This is a genomic window from uncultured Thermus sp. (assembly GCF_938010445.1).
Classification (GTDB): Bacteria; Deinococcota; Deinococci; order Deinococcales; family Thermaceae; genus Thermus; species Thermus altitudinis.
This window is the reverse complement of sequence record NZ_CALLUR010000082.1, coordinates 1-7,675: the sequence shown is the minus strand read 5'-3', so window position 1 is coordinate 7,675 and position 7,675 is coordinate 1. Positions and strand designations below refer to the sequence as shown.

Annotated in this window: 8 protein-coding genes and 1 pseudogene; 4 read left to right on the top strand and 5 right to left on the bottom strand. The window is 66.0% G+C overall.

Annotated features, from left to right (window positions below):
- From glyA to Q0693_RS04735, 3 genes and pseudogenes are all read left to right on the top strand, one after another.
- Positions 1–202, top strand: a pseudogene (gene glyA, locus Q0693_RS04745) (serine hydroxymethyltransferase); the annotation flags it as partial.
- 357 nt (positions 203–559) lie between these two features.
- Positions 560–2,164: an AAA family ATPase gene (locus tag Q0693_RS04740; RefSeq protein WP_298629592.1), complete on the top strand. Its 1,605-nt coding sequence runs from the start codon at positions 560–562 to the stop codon at positions 2,162–2,164.
- Positions 2,161–3,354 carry a GGDEF domain-containing protein gene (locus Q0693_RS04735; RefSeq protein ID WP_243031908.1) on the top strand — a complete coding sequence of 398 codons (1,194 nt, stop codon included), beginning with the start codon at positions 2,161–2,163 and terminating at the stop codon, positions 3,352–3,354. Before Q0693_RS04740 ends, Q0693_RS04735 begins: the two co-directional genes overlap by 4 nt.
- Here Q0693_RS04735 and Q0693_RS04730 read toward each other — a convergent pair.
- Genes Q0693_RS04730 through gmk form a run of 5 tightly spaced genes read right to left on the bottom strand, consistent with a single transcriptional unit; the run spans position 3,338 to position 6,609 of the window.
- Positions 3,338–3,949: a MarC family protein gene (locus Q0693_RS04730; protein ID WP_243031909.1), complete on the bottom strand. Its 612-nt coding sequence runs from the start codon at positions 3,947–3,949 to the stop codon at positions 3,338–3,340. The two genes, Q0693_RS04735 and Q0693_RS04730, sit on opposite strands and share 17 nt — an antisense overlap.
- Positions 3,950–3,976: 27 nt before the next feature.
- Complete coding sequence (gene argR / locus Q0693_RS04725; RefSeq protein WP_243031910.1) at positions 3,977–4,465, bottom strand: arginine repressor; 489 nt, start codon at positions 4,463–4,465, stop codon at positions 3,977–3,979.
- A gap of 10 nt (positions 4,466–4,475) precedes the next feature.
- A complete protein-coding gene (coaBC, locus tag Q0693_RS04720) occupies positions 4,476–5,666 on the bottom strand; it encodes a bifunctional phosphopantothenoylcysteine decarboxylase/phosphopantothenate--cysteine ligase CoaBC (protein WP_298629589.1) in 1,191 nt (396 codons plus the stop codon).
- Complete coding sequence (gene rpoZ / locus Q0693_RS04715; RefSeq protein ID WP_243031912.1) at positions 5,667–5,966, bottom strand: DNA-directed RNA polymerase subunit omega; 300 nt, start codon at positions 5,964–5,966, stop codon at positions 5,667–5,669.
- A complete protein-coding gene (gmk, locus tag Q0693_RS04710) occupies positions 5,947–6,609 on the bottom strand; it encodes a guanylate kinase (RefSeq protein WP_243031913.1) in 663 nt (220 codons plus the stop codon). Before gmk ends, rpoZ begins: the two co-directional genes overlap by 20 nt.
- 92 nt (positions 6,610–6,701) lie before the next feature.
- Here gmk and Q0693_RS04705 point away from each other — a divergent pair.
- The coding region (locus Q0693_RS04705) for a glycoside hydrolase family 13 protein (RefSeq protein ID WP_298629586.1) at positions 6,702–7,675 on the top strand (974 nt) is incomplete at its 3' end.

Below are 7,675 nucleotides of genomic sequence, written 5' to 3'. Positions count from 1 at the left end.
GAACGCCATCCCCTTTGACCCCAAGCCCCCCCGGGTCACCTCGGGCATCCGCATCGGCACCCCCGCCATCACCACCCGGGGCTTCACCCCCGAGGAGATGCCCCTGGTGGCGGAACTCATTGACCGCACCCTGATGGAGGGGCCCTCCGAGGCCCTCAGGGAGGAGGTTAGGCGGCTCGCCTTAGCCCACCCCATGCCCTAGGCCGGGTTTCCCCCGCCCCGCTGGCCCCCAAGGGCTTGGTCCTTGGGATAGTCCCCTTGCCCTACCGGCCGGCAACCCACACCGCAATCACCGTGAACCAGGGGATCCCGCATGCCCGCCATCCCATACCTGGGTAGGTTTTACGCCAAGGGGGGTGGGCGCAGGAACGGAAAGTCCCTCGCACCTGCTCCCCTAACGCCCCAATGGGGGGGAGGAGCTCTGCAGGGGACTGGGGTCCCGGTGGCCCCAAGGCCCCTGGCTTCTTCTGCCAACCTCCTCCCCACCCGGGTACTAAAGGAGCAGCCTTTGGGCACTTCGGGCCAAGGCCCATCCCGCCAAGGACGTAGAATGAAGGGGATGCTGAAACGCCTCGAGGTGCGCAACCTCGCCGTGATCCGCGAGGCTACCTTGGAGCTGGGCCCTGGGCTGAACGTCCTCACCGGGGAAACCGGAGCGGGGAAAAGCCTACTGGTGGACGCCTTGGCCCTCCTCCTTGGGGCCAGGACCGAAGGGCTCTTGGGGCCTTTTGGCGATAGCCTCCTGGTGACCGCCTTCTTCCAGGGTGAGGGCGAGGAGCGCATCCTTTCCCGCCGCATCGGAGGCCGCTCCACCCCGCGGATTGACGGGGAGGTGGTAAGCCTCAAAGAGCTGCAAGAGGAAGGGGAACGATGGCTCTCCCTTCACGCCCAGCACACCGCCATGGCCCTCCTCTCCCCCAAGCGGCAGCGGGAGCTTCTGGATGCCCTTCTGCCCCCAGACCTCCTGGAGGCCTACGGGGAGGCTTACAGGAAACACCAGGCCCTCCTGGCGGAAAAACGGGCCCTGGAGGAGGCCTTGAGGGCCAAGGCGGAGCGGGAGGACCTCCTGCGCTTCCAGCTCAAGGAGATCCAGGAGGCCAACCCCAGGCCCGGCGAGGACCAGGAGCTGGAGGCCGAGGCGCAACGGCTTCGCCATCTGGAAGCCCTAAGGGAGCGCTCAGGAAAAGCCTACGCCCTCCTGGCGGAGGGGAGCGCCCTGGATCTTCTGCAGGCTGCCCTGCGGGAGCTGAGGGCGGGAAGCCGCTTTGACCCAGCCCTGGAGGCCCTAGCCCGGGACCTGGAGGTGGCCCTGGAAGGAGGCCGGGCCGTGGCCCGGGAGCTGGAGGACTACCTGGAAAGCCTGGAAGGAGACCCCAGCCGTCTGGCTCGGCTGGAGGAACGCCTGAGCCTTTTGGAAAGGCTCAAGCGCAAGTACGGGCCCACCTTGGAGGAGGTCCTGCGCTACGGGGAAAGGGCCCAGGAGGAGCTGAAGGCCCTGGAGGGAGGGGAAGAGCGGCTTTTGGAGCTGGAAAGGGCTTTGGCGATGGCCTCGGAGGCCCTCTTCAAGGCCGGAGAGCGCCTTTCCCAAGCCCGCCTCGAGGCGGCAAGGCGGCTGGAAAAGGAGATGGCGGCGGAGCTTCCCACCCTGGGTTTTCCCAAAGCCCGCTTCCAGGTGGAGCTAAAGCCCCTCCCCGAACCCGGACCCCAGGGCCTAGAAGAGGTCCTGTTCCGCTTCTCCGCCAACCCCCACCTCCCCCCCGCTCCCCTTTCCGCAGCCAGCGGGGGGGAGCTCTCCCGCATCGCCCTGGCCCTCGCCCTCCTCACCGGGGCCGAGGCCCCCACGGTGGTCTTGGACGAGGTGGACGCCGGCATAGGCGGGGAGACCGCCTGGAAGGTGGCGGAAAGGCTGGCCCGCCTGGGCCAGGTCCGGCAGGTCCTGGTGGTCACCCACCTGCCCCAGATCGCCGCCCGGGCGGCAAGGCACCTTAGGGTGGCGAAGGCGGGAGAGGAGGTGCGGGTGGAGGTGCTGGAAGGGGAAAAGCGGATACGGGAACTGGCCCGCCTCCTCTCCGGCCAGTACACCGAGGCCGCCTTGGCCCACGCCCGCCTTCTTCTGGAAGGAAGCGGCCAGCCTAGCCAAGGTTGGGTGGAGGCGCAGGAGTGAATCCCCTCGAGGCCCCCTACCCCGTCTATCTTGTCCGGCAGAAACCGGGCTCCCAGGAACAGGAGGTGGTGCGCAACCCCCTGGCCGAAGGCCTTCCCCTCCCCCAAGGGGAGATCCTGGAGGTGGGGGCAAAGGCCTACCAGGTGGTGCGCCTGCCCGCTTGCGAAGGCACCTACCTGCTTCTCCTCGAGGTCAGCCACCTGGCCGTGCGGGCCAAGGCCTACCAAAGCCTCCTCCAGGTGCTGAAGGGGCTCATGCAACACGAGGAGCCGGAAGGCCTTCTTAAGGACCTGATCCGCGAAGCGGTGGCGGTGGTGCCGGGAGCCGAGGCGGGAAGCATTCTCCTCAGGGAAAGGGGGTTCTTCCACCTGGTGGCCCAGGAAGGCTTCAGCGAACGCCTTCTCATGGCCCGCACCTCCCTCCAGGAGGAGCTCTTCTGGTACGGCCTGGGGGTGGACAACTGGCAAAGGGGCCGCCCCCGGGTGCTGAAGGGGGAGGAGGTGCGGTACCTTTCCAGCCTGAGCACCATGGAGGCCCGCCCTCTCTTCTTTGAGCACGGCCGCCTTTTGGAGATTCAGGCCACCCTGGGCCTGCCCATCGTTCTGGAGGGGGAGGTGTTGGCCACCATGAACCTGGACAGCTTCTCGGACCCCGAGGCCTTCAGCCCCCTTTCCCTGGAACTGGCCCAGGCCTTTGCCCTAGAGGCTGCCCTCCTCCTCAAGGCCCTTAAGGAGCGCCAGGCCTTGCAAGAGGCCGCCCGCACCGACCCCCTTACGGGCCTGGGAAACCGCCGAGCTCTGGAAGAGGCCTTTTCCCAGCTAATCCAAGAGGCCCGCACCCTGGGGGAACCCCTGGCCCTGATCTATTGGGACCTGAACGGCCTTAAGGCCCTCAACGACCAGGAAGGGCACGCCGCCGGGGACCAGGCCCTAAGGAGCCTGGCCCAGGCCCTAAGAAACCTTTCCCGCCGCCAGGACCTGGCCTTCCGCATCGGGGGGGATGAGTTTGTGAGCCTCCACCTGGGCCTAAAGGGGGAGGAAATCCCTCTTCTCATCGCCCGCCTCCAGGAAAACCTCCCCTATTCCGTGGCCGCGGGGGGCCTGGTAGCGGATCGGGAGGATCTGGGAAGCCTCCTCGAGGAAGCGGACCGGCGCATGTACCTGGCCAAGCGGGCTAAAAAAGGGCCTTGACCCCGTCGGCCACGTACTGCACCGCCAAGGCCGCCAGGAGAATCCCCAAGACCCGGGTGACCACGTTCACCCCCGTGCGCCCCAGGGCCCGGCGCACCTGGGCGGCAAGCCGAAGGAAAAGGTAGGCCAGGGCCAGGACCAGAAATACCGTGAAAAGGACCACAAGGTAACCCAGGGGCTCCTTCCGGGCCTCTGCGGCCAGGATGAGGACGCTGGCCAAGGCTCCGGGACCCGCGATCAAAGGGATGGCCAGGGGAAAGACGGAGATATCCGTCCGGAGGCGGGCCTCGTCTTTCTCCTCCTCCGTTTCCCGCTCGTGGTGGGCAAACACCATCTCGGTGGCGATGCGGAAAAGGAGGATGCCCCCGGCGATGCGCAGGGCCTCGAGGCTGATCCCCAAATAACCCAAAAGCCCTCGGCCAAAGAAGAAGAAGGAAACCAGAAGCCCCCCCGCCACCAACACCGCCTTCCTGGCGATCTGGGCCTGCTTCCTCGGGGGGCGGTCCCCGGCCAGGGCCAGGAAAACCGGCACCAGCCCCACCGGGTCCAGCACCACGAATAGGGTAAGAAAGGACTTTAGAAAAAGTTCCAGCACGCTGGGGGAAAACCTGGGTCAGCGGGGCTATCTTGGGGCCTGGGACCAACCCTTCCCCGCTACCAATAGCTCCCCGAACTCCTGCTCCAAGGCCTTAGCCCCCTCCTCGGTGCGGGCCACCACCAGGATGGTGTCCTCCCCCGCCAGGGTGCCCACGATCTCGTCCCGCTTAAGGCGGTCCAGCAAAAGGGCAATACCCGAGGCGTGGCCTTCTGCGGTCTTCACCACCAGGATATTCCCTCCCCGGTCCACGTCCTTGACGAAAAGGCCAAACTGCCGTTTCAGCTCCTCATACACGTCCTCGGGGAGCTCCACGGAAGGCAGGGCGTACTTGTGCCGCCCCTTGCCCAGGGAAACCCGGGCCAACCTCAGCTCGGCGATGTCCCGGCTCACCGTGGCCTGGGTCACCGCAAAACCCAGCTGCCGCAGGCGTTCCACCAGCTCCTTCTGCGTGCCGATCTCCTCCCGGCTCACGATCTCCTGAATGGCGCGGTGCCGCTCCGCCTTGTTCCCCATAACCACCCCTTTAATCTTTCCAAAACTCTTTGACCCAATCCAGTATACGGTCCGCCACCTGCCGCTTTTTCATACGGGGAAGCTCCAGCACCCGGCCATCCCGGAGGAGAAGCACCACCTCGTTCTCCGCGCTGCCAAAACCCACGCCTTCCCGGTTAACCCAGTTGAGGACGATGAGGTCCAGGTTCTTGCGCTGGAGCTTTTCCCTGGCCCGCTCCAGGCCTTCCCCGGTCTCCATGGCAAAGCCCACCAGGACCCTATGCCCCTTGTTCTCCCCAAGCTCTTTAAGGATGTCGGGGTTGGGAAGGAGGCGGACGATCTTCTCCGCCGCCACCTTGGGCTCCTTCTCCTGGCTCACCTCCGCCGGGCGGTAGTCGGCCACCGCCGCCGCCATCACCACCGCTTGGGCCCAAGGGTAGCGTTCTAGGATGGCCTGGCGCATCTCCAAGGCGCTTTCCACCTCCACCCTCTCCACGCCCCAGGGAGCGGGCAAGGCGGTGGGCCCGGAGACCAGGACCACCTCCGCCCCACGGTCCCGGGCAGCTTCGGCCACGGCATAGCCCATGCGGCCCGAGGAGGGGTTGGAAAGAAAGCGCACCGGGTCCAGGTACTCCCGGGTGGGGCCGGCAGACACCAGAAGCCTCAGGCCCTTAAGGTCCTTGGGGGTAAGGAAGGCCTGAAGCCTCTCCAAAAGCTCCTCCGGCTCCAGCATCCTTCCCCAGCCCTCCCCCTCCCCCACCGCCGCCAAGGGGCCGTACCCGGGACCAAAAAGGGCATGGCCTAGGGCCTCGAGGCTCCTCGCATGCTCCTGGGTCTTGGGGGCAAGCCACATGGCCTCGTTCATGGCCGGGGCCCAGGCCACCCTTTTGGCCCCCGCCAAGAGGGTGGCGGAAAGGAGGTCATCCGCCAGACCCAAGGCGGCCTTGGCCATGGCGTCCGCGGTGGCCGGAGCCACCAGGACCACATCGGCCCAGCGGGCCAGCTCTAGGTGTAGGGCCCGGCCATCGGGCCGGAACCAGGCCTCCTCCGTGGCCACCTCCCCCCCGGCGGCCACCGCCAGGGAAAGAGGGGTGACGAACTCCAGGGCCCTGGGGGTAGCCAGGACCCGCACCTGGTGTCCCTGAGCCCTGAGGAGGCGGAGGAGGTGGGGGGCCTTGATGGCCGCCACCCCCCCCGTCACCGCCACCAGGACCCGGGCCACCTACTCCTCCTCTTCCACCGGGTAAAGCTTCTCCATCTCCCTCTGCAGGCGGTCCTCGGGCACCAGGTTCTCCCCGAAGATCAGCCTCCCCGTGAAAAGCTCCTTCATGGCCCAGGTGACGGGGTTGGGGTCGTCAAAAAGGCCCTCGAGGGTCCGCATCTTGGGCCTCTCCTCCGGCTCCAGAACCGTGTTCTTAAAGCGGTGGCGCAGAAGCTGCTCCGCCCGTTTGGCCACCACCACGGTGAGCCGGTACTTGGAATCCACCATGCCAAAAAGCTTGTCAATCCCGGGTTCCGCCATAACTCCTCCGCAAAATCTCCTCCAGCTCTGCTTCCAGGTCCTGATCCCGCCTCAAGGCCCTCTCCAAGGCGGCGCCCATCCTGGGGGTGCGCCGCCTCTCCGCGGTAAGGATGGCCAGGAAATCGGCCACCGCCTCCTCCAGCACCTCGTTCACCACCACGTAGTCAAAGAGGTGGGCGTTTTGGATCTCCCACTCCGCCTGCTTCAGCCGCTTCTCAATCTTATCGGGGCTATCCTTGCCCCGGTAGACCAGGCGCCGCTTTAGCTCAGAAAGGGAGGGGGGCAGGAGGAAGATGAGAACCGCTTCGGGCATCTTCTCGCGCACCTGCAGGGCCCCCTGCACCTCAATCTCCAAAAGGACATCCTCCCCCCGGGCCAAGGCCCGCTCCACCGGGGCCCTTGGGGTGCCGTAGAGGTGACCCACGTACTCGGCATACTCCAAAAATCCATCCTCCTGCAACAGGGCCTCAAAGCTGGCCCTATCCACGAAGTAGTAGTCCACCCCGTCCCGTTCCCCCGGGCGAGGGGGACGGGTGGTCATGGAGATGGAGTAGAAGAGGCGGGTGCGTTCCAGCACCTTGGCCCGCACCGTACCCTTGCCCACCCCGCTGGCCCCGGTCATGACGAAAAGGCGGCCACCCATACCCCTCACCCCGGGAGGATACCAGAAGGCCAGGGCCAGGGGCAAGGATTTTTGTGATCCAAGCACCTTTGGCAGGTGGTACACTTGGGCCCGTGGCCTGGTACGAGGGCGCTTTCTTCTATCAGATCTTTCCTGACCGTTACTTCCGGGCCGGCCCCCCCGGCAAACCCGCCCCCACGGGGCCCTTTGAGCCCTGGGAGGCTTTCCCCACCCTACGGGGATTCAAGGGAGGCACCCTCTGGGGTATCGCCGAGAAAATCCCTTACCTGAAGGACCTGGGGGTGGAGGCCCTTTACCTGAACCCCATCTTCGCCTCCACCGCCAACCACCGTTACCACACCGTGGACTATTACCAGGTGGACCCGGTCCTGGGAGGTAACGCCGCCTTCCGCCACCTCCTGGAGGTGGCCCACGCCCACGGCATACGGGTCATCCTGGACGGGGTTTTCAACCACACGGGAAGGGGGTTTTTCGCCTTCCAGCACCTTTTGGAAAACGGGGAGGTAAGCCCTTATCGGGACTGGTATTACGTAAAGGGGTTTCCCCTTAACGCCTATGGCCGCCACCCCAACTACGAGGCCTGGTGGGGTAACCCCGAGCTTCCCAAGCTCCGGGTGGAAACCCCAGCGGTGCGGGAGTACCTCCTGGAGGTGGCGGAGTACTGGATTCGCTTCGGGGCCGATGGCTGGCGCCTGGATGTGCCCAACGAGATCCAAGACCCCGAGTTCTGGCGGGCCTTCCGCCGCCGGGTAAAAGGGGCCAACCCCGAGGCCTACATCGTGGGCGAGATCTGGGAAGAGGCCGACTTTTGGCTCCAAGGGGACATGTTTGACGCCACCATGAACTATCCCCTAAGCCGGGCCCTCCTGGGCTTCGTGGGAGGGGAGGTCCTGGACCAGGAGCTTGCCGCCCGCTCGGGCCTGGGGCGGATAGAGCTCTTGCAGGCCCTGGCCTTCAGCCACCGCCTAGAAAGCCTGTTCAGCCGCTACCGCCCGGAGGTGGTGCGGGCCCAGATGAACCTCCTCACCTCCCACGACACCCCCCGCCTCCTTAGCCTCCTCAAGGG

Bases quoted from the DNA above. Each gene is read 5' to 3' on its own strand.
- Q0693_RS04740 (WP_298629592.1), top strand. From the start codon at position 560: ATGCTGAAACGCCTCGAGGTGCGCAACCTCGCCGTGATCCGCGAGGCT.
- argR (WP_243031910.1), bottom strand. From the start codon at position 4,465: ATGGGGAACAAGGCGGAGCGGCACCGCGCCATTCAGGAGATCGTGAGC.
- rpoZ (WP_243031912.1), bottom strand. From the start codon at position 5,966: ATGGCGGAACCCGGGATTGACAAGCTTTTTGGCATGGTGGATTCCAAG.
- gmk (WP_243031913.1), bottom strand. From the start codon at position 6,609: ATGGGTGGCCGCCTTTTCGTCATGACCGGGGCCAGCGGGGTGGGCAAG.